This window comes from Shimia sp. R11_0 (genome assembly GCF_017744035.1).
GTDB lineage: Bacteria > Pseudomonadota > Alphaproteobacteria > Rhodobacterales > Rhodobacteraceae > Shimia > Shimia marina.
The window spans coordinates 99,632-123,359 of the sequence record NZ_JAGHQY010000011.1 but is presented as its reverse complement, the minus strand read 5'-3'; the positions used below and the strand labels follow the sequence as shown (position 1 = coordinate 123,359).

General features: G+C 56.0%; 19 protein-coding genes, 1 other RNA gene and 1 riboswitch. Of the genes, 18 read left to right on the top strand and 2 right to left on the bottom strand.

The genetic code is table 11. From position 1 onward, the window contains the following. The first annotated feature begins 5 nt into the window (after window positions 1–5). From gatA to J7382_RS18565, 8 genes are all read left to right on the top strand, one after another. A complete protein-coding gene (gene gatA, locus J7382_RS18600) occupies window positions 6–1,493 on the top strand; it encodes an Asp-tRNA(Asn)/Glu-tRNA(Gln) amidotransferase subunit GatA (protein ID WP_209070475.1) in 1,488 nt (495 codons plus the stop codon). Between the two features lie 36 nt (window positions 1,494–1,529). Continuing rightward, the gene (locus tag J7382_RS18595) at window positions 1,530–2,273 is read left to right on the top strand and encodes a hypothetical protein (protein WP_209070474.1); all 744 of its coding nucleotides are present in this window, start codon (window positions 1,530–1,532) and stop codon (window positions 2,271–2,273) included. Between the two features lie 9 nt (window positions 2,274–2,282). After that, complete coding sequence (locus J7382_RS18590) at window positions 2,283–2,954, top strand: N-acetylmuramoyl-L-alanine amidase (RefSeq protein WP_209070490.1); 672 nt, start codon at window positions 2,283–2,285, stop codon at window positions 2,952–2,954. Window positions 2,955–3,007: 53 nt separating this feature from the next. Further along, window positions 3,008–3,387: RNase P RNA component class A (gene rnpB, locus J7382_RS18585), an RNA gene on the top strand. A gap of 64 nt (window positions 3,388–3,451) precedes the next feature. Next, window positions 3,452–4,126, top strand: coding sequence for a lysoplasmalogenase (locus tag J7382_RS18580; protein ID WP_209070473.1), 675 nt, complete (start codon window positions 3,452–3,454; stop codon window positions 4,124–4,126). A 48-nt stretch (window positions 4,127–4,174) separates the two neighbouring features. Next, a complete protein-coding gene (ftsY, locus tag J7382_RS18575; RefSeq protein WP_209070472.1) occupies window positions 4,175–5,242 on the top strand; it encodes a signal recognition particle-docking protein FtsY in 1,068 nt (355 codons plus the stop codon). A gap of 79 nt (window positions 5,243–5,321) precedes the next feature. Beyond that, complete coding sequence (locus tag J7382_RS18570) at window positions 5,322–6,224, top strand: DMT family transporter (protein ID WP_209070471.1); 903 nt, start codon at window positions 5,322–5,324, stop codon at window positions 6,222–6,224. A 12-nt stretch (window positions 6,225–6,236) separates the two neighbouring features. Next, entirely contained in the window at window positions 6,237–6,839 is a 603-nt protein-coding gene (locus J7382_RS18565) for an inner membrane-spanning protein YciB (protein WP_058239751.1), read from the top strand. A gap of 10 nt (window positions 6,840–6,849) precedes the next feature. On the opposite strand, the gene J7382_RS18560 is transcribed toward J7382_RS18565, so the two are convergent. Then, the gene (locus tag J7382_RS18560; protein WP_209070470.1) at window positions 6,850–7,545 is read right to left on the bottom strand and encodes a glutathione S-transferase N-terminal domain-containing protein; all 696 of its coding nucleotides are present in this window, start codon (window positions 7,543–7,545) and stop codon (window positions 6,850–6,852) included. Window positions 7,546–7,824: 279 nt separating this feature from the next. Next, window positions 7,825–7,902, top strand: a riboswitch (SAM riboswitch). Between the two features lie 68 nt (window positions 7,903–7,970). Here J7382_RS18560 and metZ point away from each other — a divergent pair. From metZ to J7382_RS18545, 3 genes are all read left to right on the top strand, one after another. Beyond that, window positions 7,971–9,158 carry an O-succinylhomoserine sulfhydrylase gene (gene metZ / locus J7382_RS18555; RefSeq protein WP_209070469.1) on the top strand — a complete coding sequence of 396 codons (1,188 nt, stop codon included), beginning with the start codon at window positions 7,971–7,973 and terminating at the stop codon, window positions 9,156–9,158. Window positions 9,159–9,326: 168 nt separating this feature from the next. After that, entirely contained in the window at window positions 9,327–10,427 is a 1,101-nt protein-coding gene (gene folE2 / locus J7382_RS18550) for a GTP cyclohydrolase FolE2 (RefSeq protein ID WP_058239754.1), read from the top strand. A 100-nt stretch (window positions 10,428–10,527) separates the two neighbouring features. Then, complete coding sequence (locus J7382_RS18545; protein ID WP_209070468.1) at window positions 10,528–11,976, top strand: TrkH family potassium uptake protein; 1,449 nt, start codon at window positions 10,528–10,530, stop codon at window positions 11,974–11,976. Window positions 11,977–12,183: 207 nt separating this feature from the next. Here J7382_RS18545 and J7382_RS18540 read toward each other — a convergent pair whose 3' ends face one another. Further along, entirely contained in the window at window positions 12,184–13,995 is a 1,812-nt protein-coding gene (locus J7382_RS18540) for a serine protease (RefSeq protein WP_209070467.1), read from the bottom strand. Window positions 13,996–14,149: 154 nt separating this feature from the next. On the opposite strand from J7382_RS18540, the gene J7382_RS18535 reads away from it, so the two are divergent. The 7 genes from J7382_RS18535 (at window position 14,150) to J7382_RS18505 (ending at window position 23,721) form a co-directional block, all read left to right on the top strand. After that, complete coding sequence (locus J7382_RS18535; protein WP_209070466.1) at window positions 14,150–15,079, top strand: glycine--tRNA ligase subunit alpha; 930 nt, start codon at window positions 14,150–14,152, stop codon at window positions 15,077–15,079. A gap of 231 nt (window positions 15,080–15,310) precedes the next feature. Further along, window positions 15,311–15,838 carry a DUF6446 family protein gene (locus J7382_RS18530; RefSeq protein WP_209070465.1) on the top strand — a complete coding sequence of 176 codons (528 nt, stop codon included), beginning with the start codon at window positions 15,311–15,313 and terminating at the stop codon, window positions 15,836–15,838. Between the two features lie 6 nt (window positions 15,839–15,844). Further along, window positions 15,845–17,056, top strand: coding sequence for a sodium/glutamate symporter (gene gltS / locus J7382_RS18525; RefSeq protein ID WP_209070464.1), 1,212 nt, complete (start codon window positions 15,845–15,847; stop codon window positions 17,054–17,056). A gap of 9 nt (window positions 17,057–17,065) precedes the next feature. Beyond that, window positions 17,066–19,228 carry a glycine--tRNA ligase subunit beta gene (gene glyS, locus J7382_RS18520; RefSeq protein ID WP_209070463.1) on the top strand — a complete coding sequence of 721 codons (2,163 nt, stop codon included), beginning with the start codon at window positions 17,066–17,068 and terminating at the stop codon, window positions 19,226–19,228. Window positions 19,229–19,372: 144 nt separating this feature from the next. Continuing rightward, window positions 19,373–21,865: a putative PEP-binding protein gene (locus tag J7382_RS18515; RefSeq protein WP_209070489.1), complete on the top strand. Its 2,493-nt coding sequence runs from the start codon at window positions 19,373–19,375 to the stop codon at window positions 21,863–21,865. A 147-nt stretch (window positions 21,866–22,012) separates the two neighbouring features. Next, window positions 22,013–22,657: a cell wall hydrolase gene (locus J7382_RS18510; protein ID WP_209070462.1), complete on the top strand. Its 645-nt coding sequence runs from the start codon at window positions 22,013–22,015 to the stop codon at window positions 22,655–22,657. A gap of 125 nt (window positions 22,658–22,782) precedes the next feature. Next, the gene (locus J7382_RS18505; protein ID WP_209070461.1) at window positions 22,783–23,721 is read left to right on the top strand and encodes a dihydroneopterin aldolase; all 939 of its coding nucleotides are present in this window, start codon (window positions 22,783–22,785) and stop codon (window positions 23,719–23,721) included. Window positions 23,722–23,728 lie beyond the last annotated feature (7 nt).

Below are 23,728 nucleotides of genomic sequence, written 5' to 3'. Positions count from 1 at the left end.
CCGAAATGACCGAATTGACCAAACTGACGCTGGCAGAAGCACGTGACAAACTGCGTGCGGGGGATGTGACCTCTGTTGAGCTGACCGAATCTTTTCTGAAAGCCATCGACGATGCGGACGCGCTGAACGCCTATGTGCATAAGACGCCGGAAATCGCGCTGGAGCGCGCCAAGGCGGCGGATGCGCGTATCGCTGAAGGTGACGCGCCGGACATGTGCGGTCTGCCGATCGGCATCAAAGATCTGTTCTGCACCAAAGGTGTGGCAAGCCAGGCGGCCAGCGGCATTCTTGAAGGCTTCAAACCCGAGTATGAATCCACTGTGTCCCAGAAGCTGCAGGACGCTGGCGCAGTGATGCTTGGCAAGCTCAACATGGATGAGTTTGCGATGGGTTCTTCCAACGAGACCTCTGTTTACGGCAACGCGGTGAACCCATGGCGTCGTGAGAACGATGATGCCGCGCTGACACCGGGGGGCTCTTCTGGTGGCTCTGCAGCCGCTGTGGCGGCCGATCTCTGCCTTGCGGCCACCGGTACAGACACCGGCGGTTCGATCCGTCAGCCTGCTGCCTTCACCGGCATCACCGGCATCAAGCCAACCTATGGCCGGTGCTCCCGCTGGGGCATCGTGGCCTTTGCCAGCTCGCTCGATCAGGCCGGCCCGATGACCAAAGACGTGCGCGACGCGGCGATCATGCTGGAAGCCATGTGTGGCCATGATGCCAAAGACAGCACCAGCGCGGAACTCGCTGTGCCAAACTTTGAAGCCATGCTGACCGGCGATATTCGCGGCAAAAAGATCGGTATCCCGAAAGAATACCGTCTGGATGGTGTGCCTGCGGAAATCGACAAGCTCTGGCAGGACGGCATCGACATGCTGAAAGCGGCTGGTGCAGAGATCGTCGATATCTCCTTGCCGCACACCAAATACGCGCTGCCCGCTTACTACGTGATTGCGCCTGCGGAGGCTTCTTCCAACCTCGCGCGCTATGACGGTGTGCGCTATGGCCACCGCGCCACTTTGGCGGCGGGTGATGGCATCACCGAGATGTATGAAAAGACCCGCGCCGAAGGCTTTGGTCACGAGGTGCAGCGTCGTGTGATGGTCGGCACCTATGTGCTGTCTGCCGGTTTCTATGACGCCTACTACAACCGCGCGCGCCGTGTGCGGACATTGATCAAGCAGGACTTTGAGAATGTCTTTGCCCAAGGCATCGACGCGATCCTGACGCCAGCGACCCCCTCTGCGGCTTTTGGTCTGGGCGAAATGTCTGAGGCCGATCCGATTCAGATGTATCTGAACGACGTCTTCACCGTGACTGTGAACCTTGCCGGATTGCCCGGTGTGTCTGTGCCAACCGGTCTGAATTCCGAAGGCTTGCCGCTGGGATTACAGCTCATCGGGCGGCCGTGGGAAGAAGGCGATTTGCTGAACACCGCTTATGCGTTGGAGCAGGCCGCTGGATTTGTGGCCAAACCCGGCAAATGGTGGTAAAGCTGCCGCCAAGCTAAAAAGCAGGCAAGGCAGAGCATGACACGGACAATTGGTGCAATTTGCGCTTTGGTGGCGCTGGGCGCATGCCAACCACGCATTCCTGACAGCGCAGCAGCAGCCAATGCTGCGCTGCCATCCCCACAGGCAGTGTCGCAGGAGACCATTCCTGAACCACCACAGATAGAGACCGTCCCGGTTGGGGCGCAGTCTACGCCTTTGACAACCACACAAACGGCAACCCCGACTGCTGCAGCCGCCCCACCCCAGACGGAAGCGGAAGGCATTGCGCAAGAGACCACCGCGGCACTTGCGGCAGCGTCGGCGAACTCAGGTGTTGCGCCGCTGGATGCCAGCCCCTCCAATCCTGCGCCGGAGGTTTTTTCGAATCCGGGTATTTCGGATGAGAATGACTTTTCTGCGGTCGGCGAGCGGCGTTCGATTGAGGATGACGCAGCACGACGTGCGCAAAACCAAGCCAACTACAAGGTGATCGAGCCGACGGCCGTACCCCAACGCAGCGGGGCGGGTGGGCCTAATATCGTGGCCTATGCGCTGGAAACGAGCCATCCGCGCGGTACCAAAATGTACAGCCGGCTGGGGCTTGGGGGCGCGTCGCGCTACACGAAAGCCTGCGCCAAATTTGGCAGTGACGAAGCAGCGCAACTGGCTTTCTTAGAGCGTGGCGGCCCCAAGAATGATCGCCTTGGCGTGGATCCGGATGGGGATGGTTATGCCTGTGAGTGGGACCCAACTCCCTTTCGCAAGGCCACTGGGAACTGAGTCTTGGCAATACGGCCAACCATTCGTCAGCACCCATCGCCCAACTTTGGCGCGCGGCGTGATGGGCTTCGTCCTGAGCTGGTCGTGATCCATTACACTGCAATGGAAACCGCGCAGGCGGCGATTGACTGGCTGTGTAATCCAGAAGCTGAGGTCTCTGCGCACTATGTGATTTGTGAACAAGGGCAGATCACGCAGTTGGTTGCCGAAGACATGCGGGCTTGGCACGCAGGCATGGGAGAGTGGCAAGGGCGGGATGATGTGAATTCCCGTTCCATTGGAATTGAATTGGCCAATCGGGGGGATCATCCATTTCCCGAGCCGCAAATGACAGCTTTAGAGACGTTGTTGCGTGGCATTATGGCGCGTTGGGGCATTGGGCCTGCTGGCGTCATTGGGCATTCCGACCTGGCACCGGGCCGGAAGATTGACCCTGGTCTGCGATTTGATTGGCGCCGCCTGGAAATCCAAGAGCTTGCGGAGAGGCGTGGAAACGATCGTGGGCCGCGAGAGGCTGCGATGTCGCAATTCCGAGAGATTGCGAAGTCTCGCGGATATACAGCGAGCGTTGATGATGAGACACTGCTGGCTGCCGTGCGTCTGCGATATCGGCCTTGGGCGCGTGGGCCGTTGATCGCGGAGGATTTCACGCCGATTGGGCATGCGGATTTGTGGACTTAGTATAGTGCATACCGGTTGACGGACCCTTCGCAACACCATACTCCGAATTTCGCACAGAGGGCTGGATGGCCGCAGGGGCGTAAGCTCGTGAGGAAAGTCCGGACTCCACAAGGCAACGGTGCCGGGTAACGCCCGGCCGGGGAAACCCGAGGGAAAGCGCCACAGAGAACAGACTACCCTGATCCGTCAGGGAAAAGGTGAAACGGTGGGGTAAGAGCCCACCGCGCGGCTGGCAACAGCAGCGGCACGGCAAGCCCCACCGGGAGCAATGCCAAATAGGGATCGCGCGTGGCCTTGGCCGCAGGGGTGTCTTGCCCCGAGCAGGTCCGGGTTGGCAGCTTGAGGCGTCTGGTAACAGGCGCCCTAGATGAATGGTCATCGGCGCAGGGGCAACTCTGCGTCACAGAATCCGGCTTACAGGCCCTCTGTGCGTATATCTCTTTGTTTTTTATAGAACTTGCTGTTTATGTGGGGCAGTCATGTGCGGGAGGTAGATCATGAGTGTTGTCGAAGAAATTGCGCTCCGTCAGAGTATTCGATTTGGTTTGCTTGTCGTGGGCCTTGTGGCAGCAGCGATCTATGCTTTCTTTTTCTGCCATCGCCCTCCCAGCATTTGGAAGACGGTTGTAAAGGCTGTGCCAATGCCCGCTTTTGCAGCGGCGGTTGCGGTCAGCTTTGGGTCTGTCGCCGTGGTGATTGCCTTGGTGCTGTCAGCCATAGGGGATATTGCCCTGTCACGTGAGGGAGATAAGGCCTTCCTGACCGGTTTGGTTTCCTTTGCTTTGGCGCACGTCGTCTATATTTTCATATTCTGGGAGCTGAGCGGAGGATTTACTGGCGCAACTTCGCTGTTGGTCGCACTGGGTCTTGTGGCTTTGTCTACGGAAATTTGGTTAAGGCCGTTTACGGGCGCGTTGCGCTGGCCTGTGCGGATCTACGTTGGGCTTATCTGCACCATGGGCGCTGCTGCCCTTGGTCTTTCAACCGCCTCCTTTGCTCTCTTGGGGGCTTTGGCCTTTATGGCGTCAGATACATTGTTGGCGATTCAGCTTTTTCGCATGCAGCCAGACTCGCAGTTTCAGAGACCCGTTTCGATGGCGCTTTGGGTCTTGTACGCAGGAGGCCAATTTTTGATTGTCTCCGGTGTGGCTTGGAGCACGCCACTCTTTTAAATCCTACGAAATAGGACTAACTGAGAGCTATTAGTTTCGGAGACCCAGATGGCGTTTTTCTCAAAGCTCAAAGACAGGTTGTTCAAATCTTCTTCCAAACTGGAAGAAGGGTTAGACGCCATTGTGGAAGATGGTGGCGAAGTTGACGAAAGCTCCGCTTCTGATGGGCCGTCTTCCTCCGGTGCAGATGTTGCAGTTGCGACCATGGGGGCGCCACAGGACACGGTTGCCAAAACGGGTCTGCTCTCACGTCTGACCGGGCAAGGCGGCGCAGTGGTGAAGCGCGAGTTGGATGACGACATGCTGGAGCAGCTCGAAGAGTTGCTGATCGCTTCTGATATGGGGGTTGATACAGCTTTGCGGGTGACGGCGAACATCGCAGAGGGGCGCCTTGGCAAGCGAGTGTCAAGCGATGAAATCAAGGCCCTGCTTGCTGGCGAAGTGGCACGGATCATGGAGACTGTCGCGCGCCCGATGCCGCTTTATGCCTCAAAGCCTCAGGTGGTGTTGATTGTCGGCGTGAATGGGGCTGGCAAAACCACGACCATTGGCAAGTTGGCGAGCCAGTTCCGTGCGGCGGGCAAGTCTGTTGTGATCGCCGCGGGCGATACCTTTCGGGCCGCCGCGGTTGAGCAGTTGCAGGTCTGGGGCGAACGCGCCGGCGTGCCTGTTCTGACTGCACCTGAAGGATCTGACCCGGCAAGCCTTGCCTTTGATGCCATGTCCAAGGCCGAAGCGGATGGGGCGGATCTGCTGATGATTGACACCGCTGGGCGTTTGCAAAACCGACAGGACCTGATGGAGGAGCTTGCCAAAATCGTGCGGGTGATCCGCAAGAAGGATCCCGATGCGCCGCACAACACTTTGTTGGTGCTGGACGCCACAACTGGGCAAAATGCGATCAATCAGGTGGAAACCTTCCAAAAGCTGGCTGATGTCAGTGGACTGGTGATGACCAAGCTGGATGGCACTGCCAAGGGCGGTATTCTTGTGTCGCTGGCGGATAAATTTGGCTTGCCGATTCACGCCATCGGTGTGGGTGAACAGATTGATGATCTGCAACCTTTTGATCCCGAGGAATTTGCCGCGGCCCTCATTGGTCTGGAGCAGAGCTGATCTTCCTCTTGATGCAAATATCCTCCGGGGGTCTGGGGGTGGAAAACCCCCAGTCACGGGCGGCGCAGGGATATAGAGTATGAGTGCCTGGCTGGTGTCTCTGGAAGGCACGGATGCTGGCCAGCAGCTTGCCCTGATACTTGCACTTTTGGCAGCATTTTTACATGCGGTCTTCGGCGCCATCCAGAAAGGACGACATGACCCCTGGTTGACGCGTGGCGCCATTGACTTCAGCTACGCGGCCATGGCCGCCCCCTTTGCGCTTTTTGTGGTGCCGTGGCCAGAGCCCCACATGTGGCTGATCTTTGCCGGGGCCTTTGTCATTCACGTGGGGTACAAGCTCTTGCAAAGCTGGGCTTATACCAAAGGTGCATTCACGGTTGTTTATCCAGTGGTCCGGGGCACCGGACCATTTTTCACGGTCATTGGGGCTTATGTGATCTTTGGCGAGACCTTCAGCGCCGTGCAATGGCTTGGTGTGGCTGTTCTGATGGCGGGTATTCTCGGGCTTGCGATCTACAATATGATTTTCATGACGGAAGGTCGTGACACCTTGATCTCCGCCATGGTGATCGCGGTTTTTACCGGATTGTTTGTGGCGCTTTACACCACCTATGACGCTTACGGCATTCGAGCGACGGCTGATCCTTTCACGTTTCTGGCGTGGTTCTTCTTCATCGATGGTTTGGTGTTTCCGGTGATTGCCACATTGCGCTGGCGGTCTATGGTGCATGCGCCCGCTTTGGGCCCCCTGATGATGCGAGGTTTTCTCGGCGGGCTTGTGGCATTTGCCAGTTTTGGCTCGGTCATGCTGGCCACACGGCTTGATAACGTTGGTGAAGCGGCGGTGCTGCGTGAAACCTCGCCGGTCTTTGCGGCCTTGATTGGGTGGATCTTTCTGAAAGAGACAGTGGGGCCGCGTCGGATTGCTTTGATGGCATTGATTGCGCTGGGGGCTGTGATAGTGGAACTGGGCAGATAACAGGAGCGCGCGATGTCTGAGAAAAAGATCAATCCCATGCTGAAGATGGGCCTTGAGATGGGGCCGATTGTGGCATTTTTCGTGGCTTACCTGCGGATGCGGGACCAGAGCTTTGAGATTGCAGGAAACAGCTATGATGGGTTCATCATTGCCACCGCCGGGTTCATTCCCCTGTTAGTGATAACGACAGCGATCCTCTGGAAGTTGACGGGCAAGATCAGCAAAATGCAGATTGCCACTCTGGTTCTTGTGGTGGTGTTCGGCGGTCTGTCGGTTTGGCTTAATGATGAGCGTTTCTTCAAGATGAAGCCGACGATGATCTACCTCTTGTTTGGCGGTGCGCTGGGCCTAGGACTGTTGCGTGGGCAGAGCTATCTCAAGTTTGTTATGGAAGAGATGATGCCTCTGAAAGAAGAGGGCTGGATGCTGCTGACCAAGCGGCTCACCTATTTCTTTCTGGCGCTTGCGGCGCTCAACGAAATTATCTGGCGCACTCAGAGCACAGACACTTGGGTGTATTTCAAGACCTTTGGGCTGACCGCAGCAGTGTTTGCCTTCTTCATGACGCAGGGCAAGATCTTTCAGGACTACGCCATTGAAGAAGAGGACGCATGAGCCCGTTGCTCTAAGCGTCGTTTGGGCCAAATAGGTCGTTCTGCACCCAGGTGTCGGAGCGATCCCCCCGCAAATCGGCAAAGAGCGCGCGGCCGCGACGCAGAGCTGGACGCGCCCAGCATTGCTTGAGCCAACGCGCCATATGCGGTTTGTCCTCAAGGGTTTGCTCCTGTCCCTCCCAAAGAGAAGCCCAGCCCCAAATGGCCATGTCTGCAATCGAATAAAAATCACCGGCCACATATTCATTGTCCGCCAGCCGGCGATCCAGCACGCCGTAGAGACGCGCAGTTTCTTTCCTGTATCGGTCTTTGGCATAGGCGATGTCTTCGGGGGCATACTTCAGGAAGTGATGTGTCTGACCCGCCATCGGGCCCAGCCCGCCCATCTGCCACATGAGCCACTCTTCAACGGCAACTCTGTCACGTGCAGTCTTGCCCATGAAACTGCCCGTTTTACGTGCCAGATAGCTCAAGATCGCCCCGCTTTCGAAAACAGAGAGTGCTGTGCCATCCGGGCCATCCGGGTCGACGATGGCAGGCATGCGATTGTGGGGCGCAATCTTCAGAAACTCGGGCGCGAATTGATCGCCGTTGCCAATGTTGATGAGGTGCGTGCTGTAGGGCAGGCCCATCTCTTCCAAAGCAATGGAGACTTTCCAGCCATTCGGTGTTGGCCAGTAGTAGAGATCAATAGGGGATTGTGACATGCGTGCTCCTGTTGCCTTCTGGCTGACATGATGCCGAAATCCCGTTTTCTCGCAAGAGGGGGCAGGCCTTCTTGCTTTCGCCTAGTTTGGCAGCGGTCGGGCAAATTTGTGGGCATTTGTGCAAGGAGCTCTCAGCAAAGGTTTAAGTTTGGCGACCTAGCTGTCGCATGACCATTTTCTGGAGCCTTTTTGCTGAATTCATCAGGTCAATGGTACATTTTGGGTAAAACTCGCGTGACAGCGGAGCATCATGCTTGACCTTTGTGGCCTTGCGGCCTACGCCGCGACAGTGGCGATTTGTTACCGGATTGCGGGCCACGTTAAACAAGCCGCTAAAGAGGTCAGGATGAAGGAGCCCCTTCCGCTTGGCCGGAACGGGGCTTTTTATTTGGGCCATCTCGGGATGGTTCAGGAGAGATGAAGATATGAGCGATTGGAACAAGCGCACGAAGCTGGTGCATGGCGGCACGCGGCGCAGTCAATACAATGAGGTCAGTGAAGCGATCTATCTCACGCAGGGATTTGTGTATGACAACGCGGAACAAGCTGAAGCACGCTTCATTGAGACGGGCCCGGATGAGTTCATCTATGCCCGCTATGGCAACCCGACCGTGGCTATGTTTGAAGAGCGTATTGCAGCGCTTGAGGGGGCAGAGGATGCCTTTGCCACCGCAAGCGGTATGGCCGCCGTTAGTGGCGCGCTGACATCAATTTTGCAGGCCGGGGATCATGTGGTTTCCGCCAAAGCGTTGTTTGGCTCCTGCCTTTATATCCTGGAGAACATCCTCAGCCGCTACGGCGTGGAGGTGACCTTTGTGGATGGTACTGATCTGGCGGCCTGGAAAGCGGCGATGCGGCCGAACACCAAGGCGGTGTTCTTTGAGAGCATGTCCAACCCGACGTTGGAAGTCATCAATGTCGCGGCGGTTGCGCAAATTGCGCATGAGGTTGGCGCCATTGTTGTCGTCGACAATGTCTTTTCGACACCGGTGTTCAGCGAGGCCATCGCGCAGGGCGCGGATGTGGTCATTTACTCCGCAACCAAACATATTGACGGTCAGGGACGCGCGCTTGGTGGCGTCATCCTTGGGACGAAAGACTTCATTCGCGGGACTGTAGAGCCCTATATGAAGCATACCGGCGGCAGCATGAGCCCCTTTAATGCTTGGGTGATGCTGAAGGGATTAGAAACCATTGATTTGCGCGTGCGGGCTCAGGCTGAGAGCGCTTTGGCGATCGCCCAAGCGCTTGAAGGGCATAGTGCACTACAGCGGACCATTTATCCGGGGTTGGCCTCTCATGCGCAGTCTGCGCTTGTGCAAAAGCAGTTGGGCGGCAAAGGCGGTACGGTGCTGTCCATTGACCTGAAAGGCGGGCAGAGCGCGGCGTTCAAGTTCTTGAATGCTCTGGAAATTGCTGTGATTTCCAACAATCTGGGCGATGCAAAATCCATTGCAACCCATCCTGCAACCACCACGCATCAACGCTTGCCTGACGACCAGAAAAAAGATCTGGGCATTACGCCCGGGCTTGTGCGCTTTTCTGTTGGTCTGGAAGACACACAGGATCTTATCGACGATATCACGCGTGCTCTGGCTATTGCTGAGTCGTGAGATGCTTTTCACCGCGGCCTCGTTTCCCTGACGCGTCGCCGCGGTGACCTAAAGTTGGTCATCTGATGAACCAATAGGTCGTTTTCCGCGTATAGTTTATCGAAATTAGCAATTTGACGCCAGACCGACTAAGTTAGGCTGGCGACAGGACGCAAGGGCGCATGGCTTATGAACATTCAGACTTCTGCCTCAAACGGTAATGTTACGCGCGATGACGCTGAAGAGGCGCTCGCGCAGCTGCGCGCCTGGGCAAAAACGGCGTCGGTCACTGAGATTGCAGAGCTTGATCCTGCGATTTCACGCCTGCTTCCGGATCAGCCGTTGGCCAATTACCCGTCTTTGTCGCGGGACTATCCGACTGATTTTGAGGCGACACCGGAGTATCGGGCGACGCTGCCTGATCTACAGAATGGCCCTTCGAGCCTGATTAAAGGTGAGAAGCAGCAAATTCAGCATGTGGGTATTTCCAATTTCCGCCTGCCCATCCGGTTTCACACGCGTGACAATGGCGACATCACGCTGGAAACCAGCGTCACCGGTACGGTGAGCCTTGAGGCCGACAAAAAGGGCATCAACATGTCCCGGATCATGCGCTCTTTCTACAAACATGCCGAAAAGACATTCAGCTTCAGTGTCATGGAAGCCGCGCTGGCGGACTACATTACGGATCTCGAAAGCTTCGATGCACGCCTGCAGATGCGCTTTTCTTATCCTATGAAAATCCAGTCATTGCGCTCTGGACTGGAAGGCTATCAGTATTACGACATCGCGCTTGAAAAGGTTCAGCAGGGCGGTGTGATGCATAAAATCATGCATCTGGACTATGTGTATTCCTCAACCTGCCCATGCTCTTTGGAGCTGAGCGAACATGCGCGGATGGCCCGCGGACAGTTGGCAACGCCACATTCACAGCGCTCTGTGGCGCGGATCTCCGTTCAGGTGGTAGATCGCCCGAAGCTGTGGTTTGAAGATTTGATTGATCTCGCACGGGCTGCGGTGCCTACGGAAACGCAGGTTATGGTCAAGCGCGAGGATGAACAGGCCTTTGCTGAACTCAATGCGGCAAACCCGATCTTTGTAGAAGACGCGGCGCGCTTGTTCTGTGAACAGTTGAAAGCGGATGATCGGATTGGGGATTTCCGTGTGATCGCGAGCCATCAGGAAAGCCTGCACAGCCATGATGCGGTCTCGGTTCTGACAGATGGGACGCTTTTTGCATCCGACAGCCTTGATCCAAAGCTGTTTACGACGCTTTTCCACGTCGGGTGAGACGCGGCGTTCACTGTTGCGTCACCTGTAGGCAGTCGAGGGGCTCGACGTGTTCGGTTAGTCGCTTGACTCCGGCTTCGGCACGCGCCAACGCTGCAGCATGTTTGATTTCAGACCCGTTGGATATGTGATCGGCCTGCTTGTGGCTATGTTGGGAGCAACGATGGTGTTCCCGATGTTTGTGGACATCGTAGAGGGAAACGGCCACTGGGGGGCGTTCTTTATCAGCGCGGTTATCACCAGCCTAACGGGGGGGCTCGTCGCATTGTCTTGCCACAACCGTCGTGGCGAAGGGCTGTCGCTCCAACAGACCTTTCTTTTGACAACGTCTGTCTGGCTCGCCCTGCCGATTTTCGGAGCTTTGCCGTTTGTCTTGGGCGCAACAGAAGCGCGCGCCGTTGATGCGGTATTTGAGGCGATGAGCGGCTTGACGACGACGGGAAGCACAGTTTTTTCAGGGTTGGATGACATGCCGCGGGGCATGCTGTTGTGGCGCGGATTGCTTCAGTGGCTTGGGGGAATTGGTATCATTGTTGTGGCGATGGTTTTCCTGCCGGAACTGCGCGTTGGGGGGATGCAGATCTTCCGCTCTGAAGGATTTGACACTTTCGGTAAAATTCTTCCGCGGGCCACGGAAATCAGTAGCCGTATTTCGGTGATCTATGTGTCACTTACTGTGGCCTGCGCCTTGGCCTATGTCATCACGGGGATGACTGCGTTTGATGCTGTGGTGCATGCAATGACCACGATCGCGACAGGCGGGTTCGCCAACTATGATGCCTCTTTTGGGGCGTTTTCGGTTGGCACAGAGTATGTGGCTGTCATCTTTATGATGTTGGCCGCATTGCCCTTTGTCCGCTTCGTACAGTTGACCGCAGGTACGGCGCGGCCCTTGTTGCAGGATTCTCAAATCCGCGTTTTTCTCATGACGATTGCCGTTATCGTGATCATGCTGACGTTCTGGCAAGTCCTCAGCAGGGGGCTTGGGAGCGAGGCTGGATTTCGGAAGGTGCTGTTTAACACAACATCGATTGTCACCGGGACAGGCTATGCCAGTGCTGATTACATGCAGTGGGGCGGCTTTCCTGTGTCTGTGCTGTTTTTTGCAGGATTGATTGGCGGATGCGCTGGCTCTACGGCCTGCTCGATTAAGATCTTTCGCTATCAGCTGCTCTTTGCTGCCATCAAATCGCAAATTCGCAAGCTTCAGCACCCTAGTGGCGTTTTTGCCCCCACCTACCAAGGGCGCAAAATTGACGACGATGTGCTGAGTTCGGTGATGAGCTTTTTTGTGTTCTTCACGGTTACGCTTGGCGCGCTTTCGGTGTTGTTGGGTCTGACAGGACTTGATTTCACAACTGCTTTGTCCGGTGCAGCGGCTGCGTTGGCGAATATTGGCCCGGGTTTGGGAGATATTATTGGGCCCGCAGGGAATTTTTCGACGCTCAATGACAGTGCTAAATGGATATTGGTGATCGGCATGTTGATTGGGCGCCTTGAGCTTTTGGCTGTTTATGTCCTGTTTACAGTGCAATTCTGGAGAGCTTGATAGCAACGGATCAAGATGCGCTTAGACAGGATGTGTCATGCCGCGTTTGATCTTATGCCTGTCGGAGCTGTCGAGTTTACGACCAAACAAGCGTGCAGTCATGCGCTCTAAGTCTGGGTCAGCAAGGGCGTGTGTTTTGGTGCCACTGCAAAGCCAAGGGGCGATGCCATGGCATCGCCCCTTGGTGTTTCGGAGATGCTGATAGCTCTACCAGCAGCTTACCAGAACGGTCATATTGCCAGCTTGTTTGGTCAGATCCTCAGGAGCAATCGCATCGCCTGTGCTGGCTTGCGCGGCTTGGATGCCTTCTTGCGCCAATAGCGCGCGGAGCGCATCTGCGTTCACTGCAAAGTTGACTTCTGTTGGGAGTTGCTGAGTGGACTGTGCATCGCGTGGCAGCAACATGCCAAAGACTGCACCGCCAGCATCAAAGACGGGTCCCCCCCAATCACCGGGCTCAACACGCATCGCCAGACGTGCCAGTTCCTGTTCGCCGCGTAGGCCTTTGACATCAGAAAGGGTGCCAAAGGTCACTGTGGGCGCCCCCAAAGCGCCTTCAAACGAGTATCCGGCAACGGCGACATCGGATTGAAGACGTGGCGCACCGGAGCGAAGGGCGGCAGTGGCCATGGGGGCCAGAGAGGTTTTGGGAGAAAGAATGGCAACGCCAAGCGCCTCGTCAATGACAGAGACTTGGGCCTCATATTCGCCTTCGATGGTGACTTGTGTGCAGGCGCGGACGGCTTCTGCTGAGGTGACCACATGTCCTTTGGTGTCAATGAAGAAGCCAGACCGTGCCCGCTGTGGTTTGCGCACTTGCAGGCCGGATATCAGGTCGATGTCCTGAGTAACGTCTGCCCCGGCAGCTGGATCAAGTGTGCCGCCAACCGAGGCAAAGCTTGCCTGCATTTCACGCAGCACACGCTTACGGCGTTCCTCATCACCGGCAGGCCAGATCAGCGTAAAGCCTTTGATTTGGCCATCTTTGAGTGTGACTTCCGTATGGCTGCTGATGCGCCCATCTTCCCCTGTGAGAACAAAGCTGTTTTTCTTGCGTTCGCGGGGGCCGTTCAGTGGCACGATCTCCAGTGTCTGCATGATGTCATAAAGACCAAAGAGCGTGTTTTGATCGCCAGCTTGGCTGATGAGCATCACTTGGGCAGGCACATCTCCAGTCGCCTCATAGCGCACAAAGGGATATTCGGTCGCTGATTTTGCAACCACGCCCAAAGGCACAACCATCTCGATGCCAGCCTGCGTGTCGGTCACGCGCTGAAGGTCCAGCCCTTCCAGCACCGCATAATACTGCCCACGCAATGTGGCGCGCTGCAACGTGGTCAGCACACCGGTTGGATCAAACCCATTATCTGCTTGCCAGGCGGACATGGAACCACGGGTGCCGCGACCAAAAGCACCGTCGATGGCGGCATTGTAGTAGCCAGCCCATTTCAGCCACTCTTGCAGCTGCATTTTCTCGGAACGCGTAAGGCGCGCTTCGCTTGCGCGTGCTTCGCGTACTGTCTCATCGGGTTGGGAAATGGGGGGCGTGAGCGTGGCCGGCTGCTCCGGCGTCTCCACGATGACCACTTCTGTGTCGTCTGGGGCGGTTTCAAGAGGTTGTGATGCTGTCGCTCCGGACGGGGAGGTGCCATTTAGGGCTGCCTCCGGATTTGCAAGCTGGTTGGCACCCACTGGCCAAAACTGGCTGCGATACTCCCGCGCCGTGGCGAGGTAGCTATCAATTGGTACCAAACCTTCAGAGCGATAGACGCGCAGCACGTTTTCAGCATCCTCACGGCGATAGGGGCCCAATGCAACGGCATACCATCCGCCGCCCAAAGAGAAGCCGTTCACGTCAGACATGCGCTGTGCATAACCGCGAATGTTCTCGGTAGCTTCCGCAAGACTTGGCCGCGCTTCCAGCTGCACCCAGACAATATCATCTCGTGTGGATTGTGCCGAAGCGAGTGTGGCGCTTAGGAGAATGGTGGCAAAAAGCGACAGAAGTGTGCGCAACATATTGATTGTTGTCCCTGAAACTCGTGACGGGTGAATTTATTGGCTCTGTTTATCAGGTTCGCGCTATCTTGCACGTCTATTTTGCGGCTGCCTGCAATTGACCCCGTGCGGCGTTGCGCTTAAGCAAGACCCGCGTTTCCAGAGGGCAATGAGCATGGCACACAGCGATAGTAAACCGCGTAGCTTCCAAGAGATCATTTTGCGGCTTCAGACTTATTGGGCTGAAAAAGGCTGCGCGATCATGCAGCCTTACGATATGGAAGTCGGAGCCGGTACATTCCACCCCGCCACTACGTTGCGGTCTTTGGGGAGCAAAGCCTGGGCCGCTGCCTATGTACAACCGTCGCGCCGCCCGACGGATGGTCGATATGGTGAAAACCCAAACCGTCTACAGCACTACTATCAATATCAGGTTCTGATCAAACCGAGCCCGCCCAACTTGCAAGAGCTCTATCTGGGCAGCCTTCAGGCCATTGGCATCGATATGGAGATGCACGATATCCGTTTTGTGGAAGACGATTGGGAGAGCCCAACGCTTGGGGCTTGGGGGCTTGGCTGGGAAGTCTGGTGTGATGGCATGGAAGTGAGCCAGTTCACCTATTTTCAGCAAGTGGGTGGCCATGACTGCCATCCGGTTTCTGGCGAACTGACATACGGGCTCGAGCGCCTGGCGATGTATGTGCTTGGTGTTGATCACGTGATGGACATGCCGTTCAATGATCCTGATGCGCCTATCGCGCTTAAGTATGGGGATGTATTTAAGCAAACCGAGCAGGAATACAGCCGTTGGAACTTTGATGTGGCCAACACCGATGTTCTCCTAAAGCAGTTTGAAGAAGCCGAAGCAGAATGTGCGAAGATTCTGGCGCAAGAGCATTTGGATCCCAAAACCGGCAAGCGTATCATCATGGCGCATCCGGCCTATGATCAGTGCATCAAGGCTTCACATTTATTTAACCTGCTCGATGCGCGTGGCGTGATTTCGGTCACCGAGCGCCAAGCCTATATCGGGCGTGTGCGCGCGCTGGCGAAGCAATGTGCCGATGCATTTGTGTTGACCGAAGCCGGGGGCTTTGCTGCGTGAACACCATGAGGCGCAAGGTTTAGTTGCAGCGATGCCGAGCCTTGCGGCCTTGCCGGTAAAATGGCAGTGGGTTCAAGACGGTAAGGTGCTTGCTACAGGCTGAAAATACAAGGCCTGCCGAGCAGGTTGGCCACCGACACGCATCCTATAATTTGCTCTGCGACTGGTCATTTTGAAGGCAGCGCACGTATTGTGTAACAACTGCGACATGGAAAAACGCGAGGCATCCGCATGACTGGGAAATTCTTGGGAGGGCTTATTGTGCTCACTGCTTTGGTTGGCGGAGCCGCCATGTACTGGTTGCAGGTGTATGGCTACTATGAGCCTGTGCCTGCTTCCAGCAATAATGACGACGTCAAATTGACACTTCTCGTTGATGAAGCGTCTGAGCCTATTCTCTATCAAAACTTTCGGGCCATCGACAGTGAGAGCAGCCCGATCCGGTATCGGGCCTGCTTTGAGACTTCTATGAGCGCAGCGCTTTTGACCGAAACCTATGTCATGTTGGAGAAGGCAGAGCCGCGCAATGCGCCAGGTTGGTTTGACTGCTTTGATGCCAAAGAAATTGGCGCAGCCCTCGAAGCCGAGGAAGCCATTGCGTTTTTAGGGCAAAAAGACGTGCATTATGGCATTGATCGTATTGTAGTGATCCTGCCTGATGGTCGAGGCTTTGCATGGAATGAGATCAATGAGTGCGGTGAGATTGCCTTTGATGGAAAGCATCTTCCAGAGCATTGTCCGCCGCGTCCTATAGAGTGATTGGAAATGTCGCAGATCCTTGTCGTTCCTGAAATGTTGACCGCGACTTTGGGATTTGCGGTCTATCTGCTTGGTGCTCAGCTGACGCGTAAAGTGGCTGTGTTGCGGGAGTTCAACATTCCAGAGCCAGTTACGGGCGGGTTGCTGGCCGCAGCGGCCTTCGGAGTTTATTCCGTCGTTTTTGGGACACAGTTCCAATTTGAAATGGGCGCCCGGGACTATTTTTTGGTCCTGTTTTTTGCGGGGATCGGGTTGAATGCGCGCTTGTCTGACTTGCTGTCTGGCGGGCGGCTGCTTGGTCTATTGCTCCTTCTCACGCTGGCCACAATCATTATTCAAAACATCGTTGGGGTTCTGAGCGCTGGTGTTTTCGGCTTGCCGATGAAAACAGGGGTGTTGTTAGGGTCAGCGTCTCTGATTGGCGGGCATGGTACCGCCATTGCCTGGGCGCCAAACGTTGCACAAGCTACGGAATTTGACAGTGCGACGGAGCTCGGCGTGGCGATGGCAACCCTTGGCCTCATTGCGGCATCTCTCGTAGGCGGGCCAATCGCGAAGTATCTGATCGCGCGCAATGCGCTTACTTCGGCACATGGCGATGGCGAAGACGTGGTCGGTGTCTCGTTTTCAGATGAGCATGAGGTGACGGAGATCAGTCATGTCACGCTGATGCGGGTGATGTTGACGCTGCATGTCGCTATTATTCTAGGGTATATATTGCACGGTCTCCTTTCGGAGCTTGGTCTGAAGTTACCGTTGTTTGTACCCTGTCTGATTGTTGGCATTTTGCTTGGCAATTTGCGCAGTTTTCTGGTGCCACATGCGCCTCCGGTGGCGCGCACACCAACGCTTGCTGTTGTCTCAGAATTTGCCCTTGGCGTGTTTTTGGCTGTCTCGCTGATGACATTGGATTTTTCCACCTTGAGCGGAACGGGCCTCGCCATCCTCGCTACTGTCGGAGCACAGACACTGGCGACGGTAGTGTTGGTGTTGTTCGTGCTGTTCTATATCTTGGGGCGCACCTATGACGCGGCGGTTTTGGCATCGGGGTTTGCTGGGTTTTCCCTTGGGGCAACGCCCACCGCCATCGCCAATATGACTGCCGTGACCAAGAGATATGGCCCCGCTCCGATCGCTTTTGTCGTTTTGCCCTTGGTTTCGGCGTTTTTCGTCGATATTGCCAACGCGGTAGTTATTCAGACCATCGTGAACTTCTAAGGATCCGTCATGCCTGATCTCTTGATCGAACTCTTTTCTGAGGAAATCCCCGCCCGTATGCAGGCGCGGGCCGCTGAAGACCTGAAAAAGAAAGTGACGGATGGTTTGGTCGAGGCCGGTTTGACCTATGCCCACGCACGTGCCTATTCCACGCCGCGCCGCTTGACGCTCGCGCTGGAAGGTCTGCTGGCCGAAAGCCCGACCGTGAATGAAGAGCGTAAAGGCCCGAAAGTTGGCGCGCCTGACAAAGCCATCGAGGGCTTCTTGCGTGGCGCAGGTGTGGCGCGCGAAGATCTGGAAGAGCGTGAGACACCGAAAGGTGCGGTCTACTTTGCCACCATCACCAAGCCCGGCCGTCCGGCGGCAGAGATCGTGGCTGAGGTGCTCGAAGACACCATTCGCAATTTCCCCTGGCCCAAATCCATGCGCTGGGGCGCAGGCAGCCTGCGTTGGGTGCGCCCGCTGCATTCGATCCTGTGCATTCTGTCCGCAGAGGACGGCCACAGCATTGTGCCGCTCGACATCGACGGGATCACCTCCGGTGACACCACCGAAGGCCACCGCTTCATGAGCGAGGGCCGTTTTGCCGTGACCAGCTTTGAGGACTATGAGGTCAAGCTCAAGCGCAGCAAAGTGGTGCTGAACGCCGAAGAGCGCGCCGAAACCATCTGGAACGACGCCACCAACATGGCCTTTGCCCAAGGTCTCGAAGTGGTGGAAGACAAAGGCCTTCTGGCCGAAGTTGCCGGTCTGGTTGAATGGCCGGTTGTGCTGATGGGGGACATTGCAGAGGATTTCCTTGGCTTGCCGCCGGAAGTGTTGCAGACCTCGATGAAAGAGCATCAGAAGTTCTTCTCGGTGAAGAACCCTAAGACTGGCCGCATTGAGAAATTTGTGACCGTTGCCAACCGTGCAACCAAAGATGATGGTGCGACCATTTTGGCGGGCAATCAGAAGGTTCTGTTCGCGCGCCTGAGCGATGCGAAATTCTTCTGGGAAAACGACGTGCGCATGGTTCAGGACCAAGGCTTTGAGCCTTGGGTGGAGAAGCTCGATAATGTGACCTTCCATGCACAGATCGGCAGCCAAGGCGCGCGTGTGATGCGCATTGCGCATTTGGCCACCGTGCTGGCACCGTCGGTCAATGCCGAGCCTATGTTGGCACAGATGGCAGCACAGGCCTGTAAGGCGGATCTGAGCTCTGAGATGGTCTATGAATTCCCTGAACTGCAGGGGCTTATGGGGCGCTATTATGCGCAGGCTGCCGAGCTTCCCGCCGAAGTGGGGCAGGCCAGTGAAGAGCATTACTCCCCACTTGGCCCGTCTGACGATGTGCCAACCGCGCCGGTCTCTGTGGCTGTGGCCATGGCGGACAAGCTCGACACTTTGTCAGGTTTCTGGGCGATTGATGAAAAGCCTACGGGATCGAAAGATCCCTACGCGCTGCGCCGGGCCGCGCTTGGCGTTATTCGTCTTGTTCTGGAGAATGGGTTGCGCATCAACTTGCTGGAAATCACGCAAAAGGCTGTCGCCGCTCTGCTGAAAGTCGATGAATGGGATGCAGCCGCCCAGGATGCAGAAGGGCATGACGCAAAGCACATGGCAATGCAGGCTGCGCAGGCGCGTGGTATCGTTGAAACTGCGCCAGGTGACTTGTTGAGCTTTTTCCATGACCGCCTCAAGGTCTACTTGCGTGACCAAGGCATCCGTCATGATGTGATTGACGCCTGTATCGCGATGCCAGGCAACGATGATCTCGCATTGCTTGTGGCACGAGCCCGCGCGTTGCAGGACTTCATGTCCACCGAAGATGGCGAAAACCTCTTGCAGGGGTTCAAGCGGGCCAACAACATTCTGAGCCAAGCCGAAGAAAAAGACGGCGTAGAGTACTCTTATGGCGCGGATGTGAAATTTGCCGAAGATGACAGCGAAAAAGCGTTGTTTGCAGTTCTTGATCAGGCGGAAGGCGCGATCTCTTCGGCCATCGAGGCCGAAGATTTCGCCTCGGCCATGGGCACCATGGCCTCGCTGCGCGCTCCAATTGACGCTTTCTTTGAAGCGGTGCAGGTCAACAGCGACAACGACGTTGTGCGTCGTAATCGCCTCAACCTGCTGTCACGCATTCGCACGATTTGTCTGCAGGCTGCAGATTTGACGCGCGTTGAAGGCTAAGACGTAGTACTACGGTGCCATGGGGCGCGGGGCAGCTAAGGCTTGCCTCGCGCCCCATGCGCTTTATGCTGCCCACGGCAAAGTAAAGGTGCCGCAGTGCAGCAGAATGATCCGCATATTACCCTGATAACTCCAACCGCGCCCATGTCGCCCGCAACGCATGGTGGGCGGGCTAAGTGCTTGCAGCGCCTTGTCCGCTTGGAATTGCCCGTGCCTTTGACGGTTGCATTGTCCTTTGATGCGGTGCATGGGCTGGCCGCCGGAGATTGGCTGGACATGGAGCAGATGCTGACACCTTTTGGGCAAGATCAGCTGCTTTGTGTGCGTCCAAGCTCGGAAGACCCTGATTGGGGCGGCCCGGGGGCGATTTTGAATATTGGCATGAATGACGTCCAGTTGTCGCGGTTAAGCGCAGAGATTGGTGCCGAAGCTGCCAGCAAACTCTATTTGAAGTTCATTCAGTCATATTCGACGCATGTTGCACGTCTGGATCCGGATATTTTTGATGATCTGGACACAAAAGATGCTGATGCGGTGTCGGACTTCTTAGAGGCCTACGAAAGTGAGGCCGAAGAACCCTTCCCACAGTCGCGCAGCGAGCAATTGATTGGCGTTTTGCGCTCTATGGCGCGCGCTTGGGAGGGCACGACGGCGAGGTTGCTTCGCCAAGCCAAAGGGGCGCCTGCGGATGCTGGACTGGGACTTGTTATTCAGGCGATGGCTCTGGGCGTGGGGCACGGAGAAAGCGGCAGTGGTGTTTTGCAGTTGGTTGATGGAGGCACGGGTGTCCCTCAGATCACCGGCCGATACATGAGCCAGAGCCAGGGCCGCGATGCGCTCAAGTCTGGAGCGGCGGCCATGTTTTTGCAAAACGATGCAAGAGGGCCATCGCTTGAGGAAAAACTGCCAGACGCCTTCGCAAAGCTGACAGAGCATGCAGCGTTGATGCGTGCGAAGTTGCGTGAGGAAATGCAGTGTGAATTCACGCTAGAAAACGGTGAAATCCGCATTCTGGATGGTGTACGCGTTCAGCGCAGTGCGCGCGCAGCCGTGCGCATTGCTGTTGCATTGGCAGAAGATAAGATCATTTCCCGTGAAGAGGCCGTGATGCGGGTTGAGCCCCGTGCGCTCAATGAATTGTTGCACCGGCAGGTGGACAGCACTGCTGAGAGAGATGTGATCGGGACTGGTATTGCGGCAAGCCCGGGGGCGGCCACCGGGAAAATCGTATTTACCGCTGCAGAGGCCCAGGCCTGCGACGCACGGGGAGAAGCCTGTATTCTGGTGCGCCGGGAGACAAACCCGGAAGATATTCGTGGTATGCATGCTGCGGTTGCCGCTTTGACGGAGCGTGGCGGGATGACCAGCCATGCTGCGGTTATCGGTCGTGGGCTGGGTTTGCCTTGCGTGGTTGGCGCAACGTCCATGCGCTTTCAGATCAACAAACGCCGTATCGTTGCGCCGGATGGGCGTGTGTTTCACGAAGGAGATGTGATCACGGTGGATGGCACCAATGGTCAGGTGCTTGCAGGACAGCCGAAGATGATGGAGGCCGCGCTAGACGATGCGTTTCAGGTGCTGATGTCATGGGCGGATGAGAGCCGCGATATTGGCGTGCGCGCTAATGCGGATACATCGGCGGATGCACGAACTGCTTTGACGTTTCAGGCGGAAGGCATAGGTTTGTGCCGCACGGAACATATGTTCTTTGAAGCGGACCAGCTGATCGCGATGCGTGAGGTGATTTTTGCCAATGCGCCTGCCGATCGCAGTGTGGCTCTTCAGGCGCTTCTTCCCATGCAGCGTGACATGTTCGTCGATCTCTTTGAGATTATGCAGGGACGTCCCGTTTGCATTCGGTTGTTTGATCCGCCACTTCACGAATTTTTGCCAACAGACCGAGCAGGTCTTCGAGATTTGGCCGAGTCGCTGAATCTCCCATTGTCTGATGTGACGCGGCGGGTGCAGGCGCTGGGGGAATATAACCCAATGCTGGGTCTGCGCGGCGTGCGTTTGGGCATCACGGTCCCGGAAATACTCGATATGCAGGCGCGTGCCATTTTCGAGGCTACACTGGATGCCAGCAAGACCTCTGATCCGGTGGTGCCGGAAATTATGATCCCATTGGTATCAGCCAAGAGAGAAGTCGAACTGGTAAAGACACGGATTGACGCGGTGGCCGCCGCGGTGCGCACAGAGCGAGGTCGTGACTTTGACTACCGGCTTGGCGTCATGGTGGAGACACCTAGGGCTGCTTTGAGGGCGGAGGATATCGCCCCTCATTGTTCGTTTTTTAGCTTTGGTACCAATGACCTGACCCAGATGACATACGGCTTGTCACGAGATGACGCCGGTCGCTTCATGAGTACTTATGTCCAGCAAGGTGTCTTTCCTGAAGATCCGTTCCATACTTTGGATCAAGAGGGCGTAGGAGAGCTGTTGCGTGTCGGGGCTGAGCGAGGACGTAGTGCGCAGCCCAAGCTGACACTCTCGGTTTGTGGTGAGCATGGCGGCAGCCCCGAATCGATTGCCTTCTGTCGGGAGATTGGACTCGATTATGTCTCTTGTTCACCATTTCGCGTGCCAGTTGCTAGATTGGCTGCCGCACAGTTAGCTATTCGCGACAAAATCCAATAAAATAAGGAATATTTCTTGACTTGTGTGTGGTGTTCATCACGGTGAAAGGGCTGTGACATGTGCGTTGGTGGACGACTCGTTAAATTTTCGTTAAGAACACCGCGTTTGAAAGCTGTCGGGTCATAGTTTCCCCAAAGAGGTCACATCATGCGTAGTGTTATTGTATCCGTTTTTGCGGCGGTCGTTTGCGCGAGCGCAAGTTTCGCTGAGACAACGCCTGCGACATCTAAGCAGGAGGCCAAACCGCGACAGTTGGTGCTGTTTGACGGCAAAACTTTGCGCGACATTTTCACCAGCAAGAAAGAAGACAAGCCAACAGAGATCGCCTATAGCCGCGCTTTCATTGATAGCTTGCCGAAGGTGACTGAGGAACAGCGCACGGCAGAATGGCAGTGCCTGTCTGAGGCCCTTTATTTCGAAGCGCGGGGCGAAAGCGTCAAAGGCCAGTTTGCCGTGGCGGAAGTGATTTTGAACCGCAAGGATCATTCATCTTTTCCACAAAGCGTCTGCGGCGTGATCAATCAAGGCACGGCCAGTGGGCGCAAGTACCAGTGCCAGTTCACGTATAACTGTGACGGTATTAGTGACAAGATCCATGAGAAGACTGCCTATGAGCGTGTAGGCAAGGTGGCGCATCTCGTTTTGGATGGGTCTCCTAAGACCCTGACTGATGGCGCGACACATTATCATACCAAAGCTGTGAGCCCGCGCTGGTCGCGCACATTTGAGCGGACGGCGACAATCGGGGTGCATCATTTCTACCGGATGACCACCCGTCTTTCCCGGAAATGAGGCCCCCATTTATTCGGTTTAGGCGTCAAACATGACGTCTTTGCGCTATGGTGAAAGGCTCTGCTGGCTGATAAAGGCGGCGAAATCAGAATCTAGTCACCAGACTTAAGCGCTTGGAAGCCAAAATGAGCAATGAAATTCGGTTGGCCTTCGCACATCCTTCGGAACGTGCCGAGGCTACATCCTCCAGTGATCCTTTGGACCGCATTTCATTGCGTGATCACATCGTTGAAGTTGAAATTGGTGCGTTTCAGGCAGAACGTGGCACGACGCAGCGGATTTGCTTCAATGTGGTGGTTGAGGTGCTCCCGATCACGGTGTCTGTCGAAGACGATGTGGATCGTATTCTATCGTATGACAAGGTCACAGAAGCCATTGCCTTTGAGCTCGCAGCGGAGCGTCTGAATCTTTTGGAGACATTGGCCGCCCGTGTGGCGGATCGGGTTTTGCTGGAGCCACAGGCGCAGCGCGTTTTTGTGCGCATTGAGAAACTGGATCGGGGACCGGGGGCTCTGGGGGTTGAGATTGTGCGCAGCCGTGTGACCAATCTGGCGCCAGTGGAGGAGCTGCAGGACGAAGAGCCGCCACAGCCACGCGTGGTTTTTCTCTCCAATGAGGCCCAGAAATCTCCGCACCTTGGGATCTGGATCGATCAATTATTGGCGAAGGGCCAGCCGTTGATCTTCTGTGTGGATGCCCCGGAAGAGACGGTTTTGAGAACCGGCCATGCTATGACGCAGCGCCGTGTGGATCTGCTGGCGATTGAGCAAAATGCCTGGCTTCTGGCCGCGCGCGATGCGCGATGCGTGGTGGTGGATACGCGTACCGAGCTGGATTGGGCCATGAAAAATGGGCAAACTTGCGTTTGGGCCCCGTCCAAAATTGTCTTGGATGCCGTTGATGGGCCTTCTGCCGCCCCCAGCGAAACACTCGATCTGGCGCTTTGGTTTGCGCAGGAAATGAATGCGATTGAGATTTTGGCGTTCACAGCTGCGACTGCAACTGAAAATTTGGGCGGTGAAATCCCTGTGCATGTTGGGTCTGTTTTGCAAGCTGATTTGTAAACGCTTG

Excerpts from the sequence above, each read along its gene's own strand:
- gatA (WP_209070475.1), top strand. The coding sequence starts at position 6 with ATGACCGAATTGACCAAACTGACGCTGGCAGAAGCACGTGACAAACTG.
- J7382_RS18595 (WP_209070474.1), top strand. The coding sequence starts at position 1,530 with ATGACACGGACAATTGGTGCAATTTGCGCTTTGGTGGCGCTGGGCGCA.
- J7382_RS18580 (WP_209070473.1), top strand. The coding sequence starts at position 3,452 with ATGAGTGTTGTCGAAGAAATTGCGCTCCGTCAGAGTATTCGATTTGGT.
- ftsY (WP_209070472.1), top strand. The coding sequence starts at position 4,175 with ATGGCGTTTTTCTCAAAGCTCAAAGACAGGTTGTTCAAATCTTCTTCC.
- J7382_RS18570 (WP_209070471.1), top strand. The coding sequence starts at position 5,322 with ATGAGTGCCTGGCTGGTGTCTCTGGAAGGCACGGATGCTGGCCAGCAG.
- J7382_RS18565 (WP_058239751.1), top strand. The coding sequence starts at position 6,237 with ATGTCTGAGAAAAAGATCAATCCCATGCTGAAGATGGGCCTTGAGATG.
- J7382_RS18560 (WP_209070470.1), bottom strand. The coding sequence starts at position 7,545 with ATGTCACAATCCCCTATTGATCTCTACTACTGGCCAACACCGAATGGC.
- metZ (WP_209070469.1), top strand. The coding sequence starts at position 7,971 with ATGAGCGATTGGAACAAGCGCACGAAGCTGGTGCATGGCGGCACGCGG.
- folE2 (WP_058239754.1), top strand. The coding sequence starts at position 9,327 with ATGAACATTCAGACTTCTGCCTCAAACGGTAATGTTACGCGCGATGAC.
- J7382_RS18545 (WP_209070468.1), top strand. The coding sequence starts at position 10,528 with ATGTTTGATTTCAGACCCGTTGGATATGTGATCGGCCTGCTTGTGGCT.
- J7382_RS18540 (WP_209070467.1), bottom strand. The coding sequence starts at position 13,995 with ATGTTGCGCACACTTCTGTCGCTTTTTGCCACCATTCTCCTAAGCGCC.
- J7382_RS18535 (WP_209070466.1), top strand. The coding sequence starts at position 14,150 with ATGGCACACAGCGATAGTAAACCGCGTAGCTTCCAAGAGATCATTTTG.
- J7382_RS18530 (WP_209070465.1), top strand. The coding sequence starts at position 15,311 with ATGACTGGGAAATTCTTGGGAGGGCTTATTGTGCTCACTGCTTTGGTT.
- gltS (WP_209070464.1), top strand. The coding sequence starts at position 15,845 with ATGTCGCAGATCCTTGTCGTTCCTGAAATGTTGACCGCGACTTTGGGA.
- glyS (WP_209070463.1), top strand. The coding sequence starts at position 17,066 with ATGCCTGATCTCTTGATCGAACTCTTTTCTGAGGAAATCCCCGCCCGT.
- J7382_RS18515 (WP_209070489.1), top strand. The coding sequence starts at position 19,373 with ATGTCGCCCGCAACGCATGGTGGGCGGGCTAAGTGCTTGCAGCGCCTT.
- J7382_RS18510 (WP_209070462.1), top strand. The coding sequence starts at position 22,013 with ATGCGTAGTGTTATTGTATCCGTTTTTGCGGCGGTCGTTTGCGCGAGC.
- J7382_RS18505 (WP_209070461.1), top strand. The coding sequence starts at position 22,783 with ATGAGCAATGAAATTCGGTTGGCCTTCGCACATCCTTCGGAACGTGCC.